This window comes from Type-E symbiont of Plautia stali, from assembly GCF_059731115.1.
Window position 1 is genome coordinate 562,027 of the sequence record NZ_AP035906.1, and the last position, 16,215, is coordinate 578,241.

Consider the following 16,215-nt stretch of genomic DNA (forward strand, 5'->3'; position numbering starts at 1 on the left):
TAAGCTAAAAGGTGGACCAAAACTTATGAATAAATGCGGTTTATTGGGCCTGACCGCCCTGTTGTTTATTTTCCAGACTTTCACAGGGCTCGCACAGGCAGAACAGGGATGGCCGCGCACGGTGCAGGGGGCAAAGGGTTCAATTACCTTAAACAAAGCTCCGCAGCGTATTGTTTCAACCAGCGTCACCTTAACTGGATCGTTGCTGGCAATTGATGCACCGGTGGTGGCTTCCGGTGCGACCGCTCCGAACAGCCGTCTGGCCGACGATCATGGCTTTTTCCGTCAATGGGGTGAGGTGGCAAAACAGCGCCATGTAAAACGTCTCTATATTGGCGAGCCGAGCGCCGAAGCGGTAGCCGCAGAAGCACCCGATCTGATTCTGGTGAGCGCCACAGGTAATGATTCTGCGATTAAACTCGCCAGCCAGCTTTCCGCCATCGCACCGACGCTGGTGGTGAATTACGACGACAAGAGCTGGCAGGATGTGGTGACGCTGCTGGGCCAGGCAACCGGCCACGAAGCGCAGGCGGCACAGCGAGTGAAAGCGTTTGACGATCGTGAAGCGGCGTTGAAAAAAGCCATCACCTTACCGCCGCAGCCGGTGTCTGCCATGGTGTGGAACGGCGATGGGCGTGCCGTCAACGTGTGGACCACGGAGTCAGCGCAGGGCAAACTGCTGGAGCAACTTGGCTTTACCCTCGCCGTTCCACCCGCCAGCGTGCAGCAAGGCCACAGCATGGGCCAGCGTAAAGACATCGTTCAGCTGTCGGGTGAGAATGTGGGAAGCGGTTTGACGGGCAAAACCTTCCTGCTGTTTGCGGCTGATGACAAAACCACACAGTCAGTGATCGGCAATCCGTTCCTCGCGCAAAACGCGGCGGTTAAGGATAAGCAGGTATTCCCGCTTGGCGTCGATTCGTTCCGTCTGGATTACTACAGCGCCAGCAATCTGCTGGCGCGTCTGGAGAAACTGTTCGTTAAATCATGATGCCTGCTCCGCCAGCTCAGGGGCTGGCGGCGCATAACGACGTAAACGGCCCATTACACACCACATTACAATCCCCAACAGCGCTGCCGCAAAACCAAACGCGGCGGCAGCCTGTGGCGGCAATAACCACGATCCCATGGCCCCAATCATCGCCGCACCGATCGCATCTCCGGTGACATTTTGCGCGGTCCACAAGCCGTTAATGCGGCCCAGCAGATGGTCTGGCGTCAGCAGTTGAATCATCGCGTACTGCACCAGACTGTTGATGGCACTGAAATAACCAAACGCCACCAGACACAGCAGCGCCAGCGGCAGGTTGGGCATCAGACTGAATAATCCCAGCGCGATAAATCCGGCCACCGCACTGCCCAGCACCAGCTGTCCCGGTCGGGCTGCATGTTTCAGTTTACCGCTGGTGAACGCGCCGATGGCGGCACCCAGCGGCACGGCTGCGTAGAGCATGCCTAGCTGGTTAGCACTCACTGACCAATGTGGTGCGAGAGCGGGGTAGAGCACGCGAATCGCGCTGGCCAGAGTGACCAGAGCACCTATCAGCGCCACCATACCGACAATCGGGCTGGCAAACAGGAACTGCACCCCGGCGGCCAGCGACTTCAGCGGATGTTCACGCGGCTGAGGTGGCGGCGGGAGTTGCGGTAATTTCAGCAGCGTCAGTACGGTAATCAGTGTGCCAAACGCGGTTAAGCCGTAGTTCCACACCACGCCGCCGTGTGCAATGACAAGTCCGGCAATGGCTGGCGAGAGGATGGAGCCAAAACGCACCGTCAGCATGGTGATGGCGCCGGCCTGCATAATGTTTTCGCGCCCCACCAGCGCCGGTGTGGCCGCCAGCAGCGCCGTGACGCCAATCGCGCCAAAGAAGCCATCCCAGAATCCCAGCAGATACACCGCAATCAGTGAAGGCTGCGGCAGCGCAGCGTTAATCGCCAGCGCGATAAAGCCCAAGCCGCAGGTGGATCGGGCAAGCAAAATCAGTTTCTTACGCTCGTAGCGATCGGCTAACACTCCGCCGGTCAGCAGACCAATAAACATACCGGATGCGGCGAGGGTGACGGCCAATCCCACCAAAAGCGGGGAGTGCGTCATCTGCTGAATCTGCACCGGCACCGCCACGGCGAGCATGCCTAATGCGACAATCGAGATGAATCGGGCAATAAATACTGCGCGAAATGCCGCATGGGTTTTCAGCAGGGAGAGATCGATAAAGTGGGAAGATTTGTTCATTTGTTCGCCTTTTTGCACCAATTTTCCTCATCGTCCGCGAGGCGAGTCATGGTAACATAGGCAAACGCGAGTAATAACGATAACCATTATCAAATTGCGTTGCGCATGCGACGACGTTGAACAGTGAAGGTTTAGAACGATGCGCCAGATCCGTGCATTAGCAGGCTCAGGGATTCTGCTCTTGCTCCTCATCGCGCTCAGCTTGATGCTGGGGGCAAAATCGATACCCATTTCCGATGTTTATCATTCTCTTACCTCAGGCTGTAACAACGCTGAGTGCGTGATTGTGCGTGATGCACGCCTGCCGCGCACTCTGGCCGGATTGCTGGCGGGTGTCGCCCTTGGGTTAGCAGGCGCACTGATGCAAAGCCTGACGCGCAATCCACTGGCCGATCCGGGCATTCTCGGCGTTAACGCAGGTGCCGGGTTTGCGGTGGTGATCGGCATTGCGCTGTTTGGCGCGGATTCTCCCCTCGATTGGCTCGGCTTCGCGTTTGCCGGTGCACTGCTGGCGTCATTGCTGGTAGCGATGACGGGGGCGATTGGCGGCGGGCGAGTCAATCCGGTGCGACTGACGTTAGCGGGCGTGGCGCTGGGCGCGGTGCTGGATGGCCTGACGTCTGGTCTGTCACTGCTCAATCCCGATATTTATGATTATCTGCGTTTCTGGCACAGCGGCTCGCTGGATATTCGCAATTTCACTGTATTGCGCACCCTGTTCCCGGCCGTGCTAATCGGCAGCGGAGTGGCACTCTATTTGTCGCAGGCGTTGAACAGTTTAAGCATGGGCGGCGATATGGCGACCGCGCTGGGCACGCGGGTGGCGCGCACGCAACTGCTTGGTTTAGTGGCGATTGCGTTGTTGTGTGGTGCGGCGACGGCGGCAGTGGGGCCGATTGCTTTTATCGGACTGATGACGCCGCATTTTGCACGCTGGATGGTCGGCAACGATCACCGTTGGATGCTGCCCGCCACGGCGATCATTACCCCAATTCTGCTGCTGGCAGCGGATATTCTGGGACGACTGCTGGTGGCGGGCGAACTGCGCGTCTCCATCGTCACGGCGATGTTGGGTGCGCCGGTACTGATTGTGCTGGTGCGCCGTAAACTCGGGCGAGGTGCGTTATGACGCGTCGGGTTGGATTACATACCACGTGGTTGTTGCTCGGATGCGCACTGCTGGCGTATCTGGCGATGACGCGAGGCGCATTGCCGATTGGGGCTGAGCAGTTTTGGCAGGTGCTGGCGGGAAACGGTGCCAGCAACGTCAAGCTGATCGTTTTAGAGTGGCGACTGCCGCGTGTGCTAATGGCGCTGCTGATTGGCGCGGCACTGGGCGTCAGCGGCGCGATTTTCCAGTCACTGCTGCGCAACCCGCTCGGCAGCCCGGATATTCTCGGTTTCAATACCGGTGCCTATAGCGGCGTGCTGGTGGCGCTGGTGCTGTTCAATCAGGGCATCGCCGCCATGACCGGTGCAGCGTTGGTTGGCGGTATCGGCACGGCGGCATTGGTGTATCTGTTTGCCTGGCGCAACGGGGTAGAAACCTTCCGCCTGATTATTGTTGGTATCAGCGTGCGCGCCTTGCTGATGGCGCTGAATGCCTGGCTGATTATTAGTGCTTCGCTGGAATCCGCGCTCAGCGCCGGATTGTGGAGTGCCGGGTCGCTTAACGGCATCACCTGGGCGAAAACGCCGCCGGTGATTGGGGTATTGCTGCTGTCACTGTTGCTGATGGCGTTGTTGACCCGACGCATGCGTTTGCTGGAGATGGGCGATGATACCGCCAGTGCACTCGGCGTACCGGTGGAGCGCAGTCGGCTGCTGCTGATGCTGATTGGTGTGGTGTTGACGGCGGCATCTACCGCGTTGGTAGGGCCGATCTCCTTTGTGGCGCTGCTGGCGCCGCAGATCGCGCGTCGACTCGGCGGCGGCGAAAAAGGCGCGCTGCTGCTGGCAGCGCTGTGTGGCGCACTGCTGCTGATTGCGGCCGATTTTGCTGCGCAGCATCTGTTCCTGCCTTATCAATTACCGGTTGGCGTAATTACCGTCAGCCTCGGTGGACTTTATCTGATTGCGTTACTGGTGCGGGAGGCGCGACGCCAATGATCGATATCCCTTCACGGCTATATGGCGAAGGCCTGACGCTCGGCTACGACAAGAAAGTGGTGGCAGAAAACCTGTCGGTGGCGATCCCGGAAGGTGAGCTGACAGTGATTATCGGCCCCAACGCCTGCGGTAAATCCACTTTGCTGCGCACCCTGAGCCGTCTTAATACTCCGCTGAAAGGCGAGGTGTATCTGGATGGTGAGGCGATAGCGCGTTATCCGACCAAAGAGGTGGCGCGTCGACTTGGGCTGCTGCCGCAGAGTTCCAACGCACCGGCGGGCATCAGCGTTACCGAACTGGTGGCACGTGGGCGTTACCCGCATCAAGCGCTGTTTGGCCGCTGGCGCAGTGAAGATGAAGAGGCGGTGCAAAGCGCGATGCGGGCAACCGGCGTGGCGGATTTGGCGCAGCAGCCAGTGGATACCTTGTCCGGCGGGCAGCGTCAGCGCGTATGGATTGCCATGGTGCTGGCGCAGCAAACCCCGCTGCTGTTGCTGGATGAGCCGACTACCTGGCTGGATATCACCCATCAGATTGAACTGCTGGAACTGATGCAGGAGTTGAATCAGCAGCATGGCCGCACGCTGGTGGTGGTGTTGCACGATCTTAATCACGCCTGCCGTTATGCCACCCATTTGATCGCCATGCGTCACGGCAAGATTTTGGCCGAAGGCAAGCCCGCAGAGATCGTAACACCCGCGTTGATTGAACAGGTGTACGGTTTACGCTGCGTGATTGTGGAAGATCCGGTGGCGCACACGCCAATGATCGTGCCGCTGGGAAGAGGAAAGTAAGCGGTCTGGCTGCATTAAGCATGTTATCGCGGGAATCTAAATGCTGTGACCGGCACACCACAGTGGAGCATCGTGTCGGGAGGTCTTAACGCAGTGCCCTGCACAGGGCAGGCAGGTTGATTGCAGTGAGGCTTCATCTCAACGCCCTGTAAAAGGCAGAGAAGTTTATCGCCGGGAGGCCTTTCGACCTCCCGGAAATCGGCTGACGCTAGCCTAATATCCGCTGCAACAGCGGGCCAATCTGCTCAAACATCTGCGGGGAAATAATCTCCACGTGTGCACAATCCATCGGCCAAACCTCTAACTCACCGACATACGGTGCCCAGGCGCGACGCGCATCCTGACCGGGCTGCTGCGTCTGCTCGGCGAGGAACAGTGTGGCGCGACCGTTGAAACGCGCACTGCGCGCGGTGGCCAACAGACGCACCGAACTGGCGTAGTTGGCTTCGATGGTATCGAACATCGCGCGCATCTCTTCGCCCGCCTGATGGCGCTGGGCAGCGATAAACTGCTCGCGCTCGCGATTCACCTCTTCCAGCACCGCCGGATCCAGCACATTCTCGCCACGCTTTTCATCCCAGTTCTGCGTTTCCGGCGGCCAGGTATCGAGCAGGCCGAGGAAGGCTACCTCTTCACCTGCCGCTTCCAGTCGTGCCGCAATACCTTGCGCCAGCGTGCCGCCCAGCGAATAACCGAGGAAGAAGTACGGCCCGTGCGGCTGCACGTCACGTAAGGTTTGCAGATGCGCATCATACACTTCATCGAGATGTGCGCTTTGGTTCAGCGGGCTCTGGGTATCCGGCGACTGAATCCCCACCAGCGACCAGCGCTGATCGAGATAGCGCTGCAGAATACTGAACTGCCAGGCAAAACCCGACGCCGGATGGAAGCAGAACAGTGTCGGACCGTTGCCCTGACGCAGCGGCAGAACGGCTTCAAAACCTGCCTGCTGATGCGATTGAGTATCGCTCAGCAACCGGGCGAGTTTTTCCACCGTTGAAGCCACCATAATCTGCCCCACCGAAACCGGCTGTTGCAGTTCGCGGCGCAGTTGGGCAGCTAAGCGCATTGCCAGCAGTGAGTGTCCACCGAGGGCGAAGAAATCATCCTGGGCGCTGATGGTGTCACGCGCCAGCAACTGGCAGAAAGCCTGCGCCAATTGGGTTTCCAGACCGGGATGCGGTTCACGGCCCACGCTGTCAGCTGCATTTTTTGGCAGCGGTAAGGCTTTGCGATCCAATTTACCATTGCTGCTCAACGGGAAGGCATCCAGTTGCACAATCGCCACCGGCACCATATGTGCAGGCAGGCGCTGCGCCAGCGCATCACGCAGCGCGTCGCCATCGACAACGTGCTCTGCGACGACGTAACCCACCAGCTGACGCGCATCGCCGCCTTGTGCAGCGGCACCGCCGAGTACCACAGCATGCGTCACCGCTTGCTCAATACCGGGCTGTGCGCTCATCACATGATCGATTTCATTAAGTTCGATACGTTGGCCACGGATCTTCAGCTGATCGTCGCTGCGTCCGAGGTATTCCACCGCGCCGTTATCCAGCCAGCGCGCCACGTCACCGGTTAGGTACATGCGTTCGCCAGCGGCAAAAGGATCGGCGATAAAGCGGCTGGCGGTCAGATCCGGGCGGCCAAGATAGCCGTGTGCCAGCTGTACGCCGGTTAAGTAAAGATCGCCCGCCACACCAGGCGGCACCGGCTGCATACGTGCATCAAGAATGCGAAGTCCGGTATTCCACACCGGGAAACCAATCGGCACGCTGGCCCCTTCAACGGCTGCCAACGCTTCGCCAAACGCCGGATACCAGCTGACATCCACTGCCGCTTCGGTCGGGCCGTACAGGTTGTGCAGTGGCACCTGCGTCAGTTTTTCCCATTCACGCGACAGATCGGTCGGCAGCGCTTCACCGCTACAGAAGACGTTACGTAAGCTGCCACAGCAGGCAATCGCTGGCGCACTGTCCAGCGCCGCGACAAAGGCGGCCAGCATCGAAGGGACAAAGTGCGTGGTAGTCACTTTGTAACGCGCAAACAACTGCTGAAGGGCTTCCGGATCGCGGTGCGCTTCCGGCGGTGCCATCACCAGTTGCGCGCCTACCAGCAGCGGCCAGAAGAATTCCCATACGGATACATCGAAACTGCTTGGGGTTTTCTGCAATACCACGTCGTCAGCTTGCAGCGGATAGCGATCCTGCATCCACAATAGGCGGTTGACGATCGCTTCATGACCGACCAATACGCCTTTCGGACGCCCGGTAGATCCTGAGGTGTAGATGATGTAAGCGCCATCCTGTGGTGTCGGCTCGCTGGCGGGTGGTGGCGCGTCTGGCGCTGTATAGAGCGCATCAAAGTGCAGCTGCTTAACAGAATCGATAGCGCTAAAGCGGGCGCTCAATTCCACTGAGGTGATCAGCGTTTTGGGGGCGGCATCTTCCAGCATTAGCTGCAAACGTTCGTCGGGGTAGCCGGTATCGAGCGGCAGATAGGCCGCGCCGAGCGACACAATCGCCTGCAGTGCCAGTGAGAGATGCACTGAACGTGGCAATGCCACTGCGACGATATCGCCGCGCTGGACGCCCGCTGCACTAAGATCCGCTGCCAGAGCATACAACTGCTGCTGCATCTCACGGTAGCTTAACTGGTGCGTCGCATCAGCCAGCGCCGGGGCATCAGGCGTACGCGCGGCCTGTTGCGCCAACAGTGAGGCCAGCGTTTCTGCCGGAACAGGATGCGCGGTCTGGTTGATACCGGCAATTTGTACGTGCTCTTCTGCGGTTAGCAGATCCAGTTCACCCAACGCACGCTGCGGTTGCTCCGCCAGCTGATCCAGCAGCAAAGCAAAACGGCTGGCGTGGCGAATCAGCGTCGATTCGCTATAGCGCTCCGCATTCGCCAGCAACTCCAGCGTCAGTTCACCCTGTTCGTTGATGTAGATAGCGATTTCCAGATCGCGCACCGGGCCTGATGCCAGCTGATGGGTTATGCCTTCAACGCCAGCAAAATCGAGTTGATAGTCAAACATCTTCAGGTTGATCACCGGACCGTACAGAGGGTCACCATCGCCCAAACGTCCGAGATCGCGCTGCACCTGTTCCGCGTCATAACGCTGGTGGCGGCGCATTTTCTTCACTTCACCAGCCAGTTGGGCAGCCAGCGCACTCAGCGGCTGGGTGGGATCGTAATGCACGGCCATCGGCAGCACGTTGATCACCGGACCAGTGGCACACAGCGCGGCGGATCCGATGCGGCGCATAAAGATGAATCCAGCGGCGAAATCATTTTGTCCGCTGAGTCGCGCCAGCCACAGCGCCACCAGCGCAAAGGCCAGGTCAGCAGCGCTGGATTGTGGATGCTGATTAACCAGCTTCTGGAAGGTGCTGCGATCGAGCGTCACGCTGTGGCGCAGCAGATCGGTGGTCGCGCTTTGTCCCGCCAGCGGCAGCGATGATAGCGAAGCCGGTGAGGGCAGCGCTGCGCCTTTTTCGCGCCAGAAATCACCATCGCGCGTGAATGAAGAGGATTCCTGATAACGCTGGTACTCTTCAACGACTTCGCTAAACGGGATAAACGGCGTCGGCTCGGCCTCTTGCTGCTGCACGGCGGCAGTGTAAAGGTTAGCAATACGGCGAGTGATGGCGGTAAAGCTGAAACCATCCACCACTAAATGGTGATAACGCTGATACCAGAACCAGTGCTGATCGCCAATGCGATACAGTGTGTGATGCCATAAAGGGGCGCCGCTCAATACGCGTAGATCACCGTTCATATCTTCACGCATTAACGCGCGAGCTTTGGTGGCCGCATCGGGTTCAGCGCGCAAATCCACGATTTTTGGCGCACTGAACGTCTGCGGTTGCAGCCACTGCAGTGCTTCGCCCTCGACTTCGGCAAACGCCATATTCAGCGTATCGGCTTCCTGCATGCCAGCCACGATGGCCTGCGCGAGCAGGTCTGTGTCGATGGCGCCGGACAATTCGACAAAGTGCGCTACCGCATAAGCATTGTGGTGCTGGGTCAGCTGGTCGGCAATCCAGATGCCGGGCTGGGCTGCCACTAAGGGCAAGGTGTGTTGGTCGGTCATGGTTTTGTTCATCAGAGATTCAGACATCTGTGCTCCGGTTTGCGTCCTGCGTGATGAAGTTAAGTCGGATTGCGCCACAGGGCTTGCAGACCGTCGAGCAGACCACCGCGCCAGCATAGCGCGTCATGGCCGCCCTCCACCGGCAGGTAATTCACCTGATAGCCGGCAGCGGTAAGTTTTTGTTCTAATTGTTGATTGGCTTGCAGAATCAGGCCTTCACGTTTACCCGCCTCCAGCCAGAAACGCAGCGGCTGTTTCGGAGCCAGTCCGCTATCCAGCGCCTGCAACAGCCAGCCGTATGGGTTGCCACGTTCGGGCCACCAGAATGATCCAGATAGGCTCAGCGCATTGCCAAACGTCTCCGGGAAATGCAGCGCGGCAAACACCGATGCCAGCCCGCCGAAACTTTGTCCAGCCACCAGTGTGCTGTCTGCCTGTTGGCGATAGGGTGCCCATTGCGCCACCTGCGGCAGTAACTCCTGCTGCACGGCTTGCCAGAACTGCGGATTACAGGGCAGTTCACGACTACGGTGTTCACGATCAATGATGTCAATAAACAGATAAACGGCAGGTGGGAGTTTCCCTGCGTCAGTAAGTTGCTGCAATGGCCCGGCAATCGGCATTTGATTCGCCCAGAACTGCCCATCCAGCAGAATGGCCAGTGGACGTTGCGCGTTATCGGATTCGCCGGTGGCATAAATCCACACTTTGCGACTGTTACTTAGTAACGCGCTATCCCACTGATATTGTTGCAAAGAAACAGCCGATGCGCTGCCATCATCCACGGCTTGCCAGATTTGCTGATCAGGGGCTTGCGGGAGATGCAGCGGCGAAACGCCCATGCCACGCCCACCGGCCCAGCCGCGCAGTGTATTCAGGGGATCGGCCTTCGCCGTGGGGAATTTGTCACGCCACCAGTTTCGCAAGGCATACATGTCCGCTTCACCGCTAAAGTCGGTTGCCTGCTCATCGGGCATCAGACAGTAGCTGCCGCGCCAGTTTGATGGCAGCGCAGTTTGCCAGTACCACACATCGGTACCCGTTACGCGCACCAATGACTGAGGTGAACGTTTCTGGTGGTGATCGGTCACGCCAGTGATGTTGATCCATACACGCTGAATCGCTGACGTTTTTTCGCTGCCTTGGGGATCGCGCCAGAAGAAGGTCACCAGGCAGGTGCCATCCTGCTGAGGGTCAATTCGCGGAATACCCTGAGTTTGTTGCTCCTGCCACCAGGCTTCGCTACCGGTTACATCATTTCGCCAGGTCATAGGGGCTGCCAGTCACTGTGTAGGGAAAGATTTACATAAGATTAATAATTAATACTATTGATAACTATTTGCATTTGCAATAGGGTGTTTCCGCTCAAAAGAGCACGCTCGTTCCGCCTGACTCTTTCCTTCCTGGAAGGTTACGCAACGGATGGCACTGCCAGGTCTGGAACTGGGCGCGATAAGGACAGGGATATTCTCACCGGCTCGCCAGTTAAGAATCCAACGGCATTTTACTGGCCATCCAGGAATGAAAAACAATGACGCGTTACTCACGATTATCATTAGCTATTTTGATTGAACTGGGGCTGAGCGCCTCACTGCTCTCAGGCAGCGCCTGGGCAGCAGACACTTCCAGCAAGACGACCAGCAGCCAATCCACTACCGACGCCGAATCGATGAAAGGCGGCACGTTGATGGTGACCGCCCAGCAGCAAAACCTGCAGGCACCCGGCGTTTCCACCATCACAGCAGATGAAATTAAAAAGCATCCGCCTGCACGTGATGTCTCTGAAATTATTCGCACCATGCCGGGCGTTAACCTGACCGGTAACTCCACCAGTGGCCAGCGCGGTAACAATCGCCAGATCGATATTCGCGGCATGGGCCCGGAAAACACCCTGATTATGGTGGATGGTATGCCAATCACCAGCCGCAACTCCGTACGTCTGGGCTGGCGTGGTGAGCGTGATACGCGTGGTGATACCAACTGGGTGCCGCCAGAAATGATCGAACGCATTGATGTGATTCGTGGCCCGGCCGCGGTGCGTTACGGTAACGGCGCAGCAGGCGGCGTGGTGAACATTATCACCAAGAAATATACCGATCAGCAGTGGCACGGTTCGTGGAATACCTACTTCAATGCGCCGGAACACAAATCGGAAGGCGCGACCAAACGCACTAACTTCAGCCTCGAAGGGCCGCTGGGTGATGACTTCAACTTCCGCTTGTACGGTGGCTTAGCGAAAACCCAGGCCGATGCTTATGACATCAACGAAGGCCATGCGGCAGCGCGTACCGGTACGTATGCGGGCAGTTATCCTTCTGGTCGTGAAGGCTCGGTCAATAAAGATATCAATGTGTTACTGAGCTGGGCGTTTGCTCCGATGCAAACCCTGGAGTTGCAAGCGGGTTACAGCCGTCAAGGCAACCTTTACGCAGGCGATACGCAGAACACCAACACCAGTGCGCTGGTGAAAAGCCTCTATGGCGATGAAACTAACCGCCTGTATCGCCAGAATATCTCGTTGAAATGGACCGGTGCCTGGGATAACGGTGTCAGCACCAATACCTATGCGCGCTATGAGAAAACCCGTAACACCCGTATCAATGAAGGTCTGGCGGGCGGTACGGAAGGTATCTTCTCTAACGATGGTTTCAACACCATTCAGTTAGACGATATTTTGCTGCACAGCGAAGTGAGCATTCCGTTTGAGTGGCTGATTAATCAGACGGTAACGCTAGGTACCGAATGGAACCAGCAGAGCATGAAGGATCCCTCTTCAACCACCCAAGCGGCTAACTACGGTTCTGTACCTGGCGTGTCGAATACCGGTCGTAGCCCGTATTCACAGGCAGAAATCTTCTCGCTGTTCGCTGAAGACAACATGGAACTGACCGACAGCACCATGCTGACGCCGAGTCTGCGTTTCGATCATCACTCGATTGTGGGTAACAACTGGAGCCCGTCTCTGAACCTGTCGCAAGGTTTGGGTGATGACTTCACACTGAAGATGGGGGCGGGCCTGGCTTATAAAGCGCCAAGCCTGTACCAGACTAACCCGAACTACCTGCTTTACAGCAACGGTCAGGGCTGTGCTGCCAGCACCGGTGCCTGTTATCTGCAAGGTAACCCAGACCTGAAAGCCGAAAACAGTTTCAACAAAGAGATTGGACTGGAGTGGAAACACGAAGGCTATCAGGCGGGTCTGACCTGGTTCCGTAACGATTACCGCAACAAGATTGAAGCGGGTTACGCGGCCGTCGGTAAAGCCTCTAATGGCACCACGGATATCTACAAGTGGGAAAACGTACCGAAAGCGGTGGTGGAAGGGCTGGAAGGTACGGTTAACGTACCGTTCTCGGATAGCGTGAGCTGGAACAACAACTTCACCTACATGCTGCAGAGTAAGAACAAGGAAACCGGCGATCGTCTGTCGATCATCCCGGAATACACTCTGAACTCGACGCTGAGCTGGCAGGCAACGCAGGATCTGTCGCTGCAAACCACCCTGACCTGGTACGGCACGCAAACACCGAAAAAGTATGACTACAAAGGTCAACCGGTGACGGGAAGCGCGGCCGAAAAAGTGAGTCCTTACTCTATCATTGGCCTAAGCGGAACTTATGATGTGAATAAGTACGCCAGCGTCACCCTGGGTATCGACAACCTGTTTGATAAGCGTCACTTCCGCGAAGGTAATGCGCAAACCACCGGTAACGCCACAACAGGTGCCTACCTGTACGGTGCGGGTGCCAATACTTATAACGAATCAGGCCGTACTTACTACATGAGCCTCAACACTCACTTCTAAAGCAGTTGATGCGGTAAATAGCAGCGGGCAATCAGCCCGCTGCTATCTTTACGGTTGACCAGCTCCAGCCTGCCACGGTGCATCTGTACAATGCGCAGCACAATGTTCAGACCTAATCCGCTGCCACCGTAGCGCTGATCGCGACGGCGGAAGGCTTGCGTCAGTTCTTCTGCCGCATCGGCCTCAATGCCCGGCCCCTGATCCCACACCTCGATAATCACCTGCTGCTTGTCCTGCTGCATTTTCACCTTCACTTCACTGCCTTCCGGGCTGTAGCGTGAGGCGTTTTCCAGCAGATTACGCAGCATCAGGCGCAGCAACACGGCTTCACCCTGTTGCGGAATATCTTTGCCGTTCGGCCAGTGCAGTGTTTGCTGTCGCTGTGCATAAAGTTCGGCCATTTCCGGCTGCAGCGGCTGCATGATGTCTTTTTGCCACAGCAACTGCTGATAGTGACCGCCTGCCAGCGCCTGGCCGGCTCGCGACAGCATCAGTAGTTGCTCCACGGTGTGCATCAACTGGTCGATACGTTCAATCAGCATCTCACTCTGCGGCACGTTCTGCTGGTGCAGCAGTTCAAGGTGCAGACGTAAACCGGCCAAAGGGGTACGCAATTCATGCGCGGCATCGGCGGTGAAGAGGCGTTCCTGTTGTAGCGTGTGGTCGAGCCGCGAAAATAGCTGATTAATAGAGGTGGTCACGGCAACGATTTCATCCATTTCTGAATAAACCGGCAGCGGGGTGAGATTATCGGCGGAGCGATGGGCGAGGCTATCCTGCAGGGATCGTAATGGACGAATGATCCAGTTAATCGCCCAGAATGACAGCAGCAGCGTCAGAGCGATCATCACCAGTGAAGGCAACAGCAGTGAAGCGATGGCTTCACGGATCTCATTCTCGACGCGGTCGTTACGCGCCTGAGCAGACAGCGTTTCGTTGACCAGGAAACTGATCTGTTCGCGACTCTCATGCCATAACCAGATGGCGCTCATCACCTGGCAGGTGAGGAGAATCAGCGCCAGCATAATCAGTAACCGCTGACGCATGCTGTTCATTCGCGCACTTCCAGGCGGTATCCGACGCCACGCACGGTTTTGATACGAGCTTTTCCGAGCTTACGGCGCAGATTGTGGATATGAACTTCTAAGGTGTTAGATCCGGGATCGTCGTTCCAGCTATAGAGATCCTGCTGCAGCGTTTCGCGATGGACGTTCTGACCGACGCGCATTAACAGGCGCGTCAGCAGTGCGAACTCTTTTGGGGTAATTTCCAGTGGACGCTCTTCCAGCAAAACCTGCTGCGAACTGAGATTGAGGGTGAGATCACCTTGTTGCAGCAAATTATCGCTGTGGCCCTGAAAACGACGAATCAGTGCACGCACGCGTGCCTGCAGTTCAACCAGCGCGAAGGGTTTGACCAGATAATCGTCGGCACCGGCATCCAGGCCATCCACGCGATCCTCCAGTGCATCACGCGCCGTCAGGATCAACACCGGTACGTTGATGCCATCGCGCCGCCACTGGCGCAGCAGCGTGGCACCATCGCGATCCGGTAAACCCAGATCCAGAACGATCAGGCTGTACTGCCCACTGCGTAAGAAAGCATTACTCTCTGCAGCAGTACTCGCGCAGTCAACAGCATATCCTTGTGCGCTAAGGGCCTGAGCCAGGCCCGATTGCAACAGCGCGTCATCTTCAACGATCAGCAATTTCATTAGTTGTTTTTGTTGATATCCGAGTAGAGGCGGCTTTCAAAGCGTACCAGAGGAATGCGCCGCGTTTTCTGATCTTCAGGCGGCACCGCATAACCAGAAAGATACTGCACAAAGGCGACACGTGCACCGCTGGAAGTGGTAATAAATCCAGCCAGATTATAAACGCCCTGCAGCGAACCGGTTTTTGCTGACACTTTGCCATCCAGTCCGGCTTCATGCAGGCCACCACGATATTGCAACGTGCCGTCATAACCCGCCAACGGCAGCATCGAAATATAGTTCAGCGTTGAGTCGTTTTTCGCAATGTATTGCAGTACCTGCATCATGGTATCTGGCGCAATCAAATCGTGACGCGACAGGCCTGAACCATCGACCTGAATGCTGTTGCCGAGATCGACGCCCGCTTTTTCACGCAGTATGCGGCGTACCGCATCAGAACCGGCGCGGAACGTGCCGGGTACGTTGAAATAGTGATGGCCGATGGTGCGGAACACCGTATCCGCAATCATGTTGTCCGATTTCTTCAGCATGGTGTGCAGCAGATTGTGCAGCGGCGCGGATTGCGTCGACGCGAGCACGGTTCCCGGTGAGGTAACCTGCGTCTGACGCACTAAATGGCCGCTGTAATCGATATCCGCGGCACGCAGTTCGGCCTTGAGGATTTCGCCCGCCCAGGCGGCACCATCTTGCACCGCAAACGCCAGCGGCAAGGGTTCGGCGCGTTGGCGCATGCAGCCGGTCAGCGTGTAGCGGTTCAGTTCGCCTGGCACCACATCCAGTTCGCAATATTGCCCATCACCACTGTTGCGGCCAATGGTACGCACCTGACTGAACATATGTGCCGGATAATAGGACGCAATGCGCACAAAGGCGTTTTCGCCCGGCGTGGTGGCGCTATAGAGCGAGACTGAGAAGCAGTTTTTGTCGACTATCGCTGCGCCTGGCGGGGCGCTGAAGCACTGCGTCAGGTCATTCCACGGCCAGCCGGGTGCCATATCGTGGCTGGCGAACACGGAGGTGTCGATCACCAGATTGCCTTTGATATGCGTGATGCCCTGCTTTTTCAGGGCCGCCACCATGTTGCGCAGATCCTGACGGCTCAGCGTCGGATCGCCACCAAAGCGCGCCACTAAGTCGCCATTGAGCGTGCCATCGCTGACTGCACCCTTGGTTTCCATCGTGGTTTGAAAACGGAAGTCCGGACCGAGTTCCAGCAGGGCCGCCAGCGCGGTAATCACCTTCATGGTACTGGCCGGCAATGCCATCTGTTTGCCGTGATAGTCGATTATCGGGGTTGATGCGCCCACTTTTTGTACCATCAGCGCCAGGTTTGCGCCGTCTGGCAAATACTGCATGTATTCTTCAACGGGGGCTGCTTGTGCCTGCAGCATAAACGCACAGGTTAATCCGGTAACAAGTCGTGAAAATCGCATAATCTCGCGGTAACTGACGGGTGAAGGC

At 57.3% G+C, this 16,215-nt stretch carries 11 protein-coding genes; 5 read left to right on the forward strand and 6 right to left on the reverse strand.

Features of this window, described 5'->3' with window-relative positions:
- Positions 1-25 precede the first annotated feature (25 nt).
- Positions 26-991 (forward strand): Fe2+-enterobactin ABC transporter substrate-binding protein, encoded by a 966-nt coding sequence (gene fepB / locus AC6I8L_RS02490; RefSeq protein ID WP_058962121.1) that lies wholly within the window; start codon positions 26-28, stop codon positions 989-991.
- Here fepB and entS read toward each other — a convergent pair.
- Positions 986-2,236 (reverse strand): enterobactin transporter EntS, encoded by a 1,251-nt coding sequence (gene entS, locus AC6I8L_RS02495; RefSeq protein WP_034827168.1) that lies wholly within the window; start codon positions 2,234-2,236, stop codon positions 986-988. The two genes, fepB and entS, sit on opposite strands and share 6 nt — an antisense overlap.
- Positions 2,237-2,375: 139 nt before the next feature.
- Here entS and fepD point away from each other — a divergent pair, with 139 nt between their 5' ends.
- From fepD to AC6I8L_RS02510, 3 genes are read left to right on the forward strand one after another with little or no spacing between them, the layout of a single operon-like run.
- Positions 2,376-3,365, forward strand: coding sequence for a Fe(3+)-siderophore ABC transporter permease (gene fepD / locus AC6I8L_RS02500; protein WP_479397987.1), 990 nt, complete (start codon positions 2,376-2,378; stop codon positions 3,363-3,365).
- Positions 3,362-4,345, forward strand: a complete 984-nt coding sequence (fepG, locus tag AC6I8L_RS02505; RefSeq protein WP_058959456.1) for an iron-enterobactin ABC transporter permease — start codon at positions 3,362-3,364, stop codon at positions 4,343-4,345. The genes fepD and fepG overlap by 4 nt, the downstream gene beginning before the upstream one ends.
- Positions 4,342-5,139: an ATP-binding cassette domain-containing protein gene (locus AC6I8L_RS02510; protein WP_058959455.1), complete on the forward strand. Its 798-nt coding sequence runs from the start codon at positions 4,342-4,344 to the stop codon at positions 5,137-5,139. The genes fepG and AC6I8L_RS02510 overlap by 4 nt, the downstream gene beginning before the upstream one ends.
- 208 nt (positions 5,140-5,347) lie before the next feature.
- Here the strand turns inward: AC6I8L_RS02510 and AC6I8L_RS02515 are convergent, their stop codons facing one another.
- Together AC6I8L_RS02515 and fes are read right to left on the reverse strand one after the other, a co-directional pair.
- Positions 5,348-9,262 (reverse strand): enterobactin synthase subunit F, encoded by a 3,915-nt coding sequence (locus AC6I8L_RS02515; protein ID WP_058959454.1) that lies wholly within the window; start codon positions 9,260-9,262, stop codon positions 5,348-5,350.
- A gap of 32 nt (positions 9,263-9,294) precedes the next feature.
- Positions 9,295-10,506 carry an enterochelin esterase gene (fes, locus tag AC6I8L_RS02520; protein WP_058959453.1) on the reverse strand — a complete coding sequence of 404 codons (1,212 nt, stop codon included), beginning with the start codon at positions 10,504-10,506 and terminating at the stop codon, positions 9,295-9,297.
- 260 nt (positions 10,507-10,766) lie between these two features.
- Here fes and AC6I8L_RS02525 point away from each other — a divergent pair, with 260 nt between their 5' ends.
- Positions 10,767-13,040 carry a TonB-dependent siderophore receptor gene (locus AC6I8L_RS02525; protein WP_058959452.1) on the forward strand — a complete coding sequence of 758 codons (2,274 nt, stop codon included), beginning with the start codon at positions 10,767-10,769 and terminating at the stop codon, positions 13,038-13,040.
- On the opposite strand, the gene pmrB is transcribed toward AC6I8L_RS02525, so the two are convergent.
- Genes pmrB through dacB form a run of 3 tightly spaced genes read right to left on the reverse strand, consistent with a single transcriptional unit; the run spans position 13,037 to position 16,187 of the window.
- A complete protein-coding gene (gene pmrB, locus AC6I8L_RS02530) occupies positions 13,037-14,095 on the reverse strand; it encodes a two-component system sensor histidine kinase PmrB (protein ID WP_058959451.1) in 1,059 nt (352 codons plus the stop codon). The two genes, AC6I8L_RS02525 and pmrB, sit on opposite strands and share 4 nt — an antisense overlap.
- Positions 14,092-14,754: a two-component system response regulator PmrA gene (pmrA, locus tag AC6I8L_RS02535; protein WP_058959450.1), complete on the reverse strand. Its 663-nt coding sequence runs from the start codon at positions 14,752-14,754 to the stop codon at positions 14,092-14,094. Before pmrA ends, pmrB begins: the two co-directional genes overlap by 4 nt.
- Positions 14,754-16,187: a serine-type D-Ala-D-Ala carboxypeptidase gene (dacB, locus tag AC6I8L_RS02540; protein ID WP_058959462.1), complete on the reverse strand. Its 1,434-nt coding sequence runs from the start codon at positions 16,185-16,187 to the stop codon at positions 14,754-14,756. The genes pmrA and dacB overlap by 1 nt, the downstream gene beginning before the upstream one ends.
- Positions 16,188-16,215: the final 28 nt, after the last annotated feature.

Bases quoted from the DNA above. Each gene is read 5' to 3' on its own strand.
- AC6I8L_RS02510 (WP_058959455.1), top strand. From the start codon at position 4,342: ATGATCGATATCCCTTCACGGCTATATGGCGAAGGCCTGACGCTCGGC.
- fepB (WP_058962121.1), top strand. From the start codon at position 26: ATGAATAAATGCGGTTTATTGGGCCTGACCGCCCTGTTGTTTATTTTC.
- pmrA (WP_058959450.1), bottom strand. From the start codon at position 14,754: ATGAAATTGCTGATCGTTGAAGATGACGCGCTGTTGCAATCGGGCCTG.
- fepG (WP_058959456.1), top strand. From the start codon at position 3,362: ATGACGCGTCGGGTTGGATTACATACCACGTGGTTGTTGCTCGGATGC.
- fepD (WP_479397987.1), top strand. From the start codon at position 2,376: ATGCGCCAGATCCGTGCATTAGCAGGCTCAGGGATTCTGCTCTTGCTC.
- fes (WP_058959453.1), bottom strand. From the start codon at position 10,506: ATGACCTGGCGAAATGATGTAACCGGTAGCGAAGCCTGGTGGCAGGAG.
- entS (WP_034827168.1), bottom strand. From the start codon at position 2,236: ATGAACAAATCTTCCCACTTTATCGATCTCTCCCTGCTGAAAACCCAT.
- pmrB (WP_058959451.1), bottom strand. From the start codon at position 14,095: ATGAACAGCATGCGTCAGCGGTTACTGATTATGCTGGCGCTGATTCTC.
- dacB (WP_058959462.1), bottom strand. From the start codon at position 16,187: ATGCGATTTTCACGACTTGTTACCGGATTAACCTGTGCGTTTATGCTG.
- AC6I8L_RS02515 (WP_058959454.1), bottom strand. From the start codon at position 9,262: ATGTCTGAATCTCTGATGAACAAAACCATGACCGACCAACACACCTTG.
- AC6I8L_RS02525 (WP_058959452.1), top strand. From the start codon at position 10,767: ATGACGCGTTACTCACGATTATCATTAGCTATTTTGATTGAACTGGGG.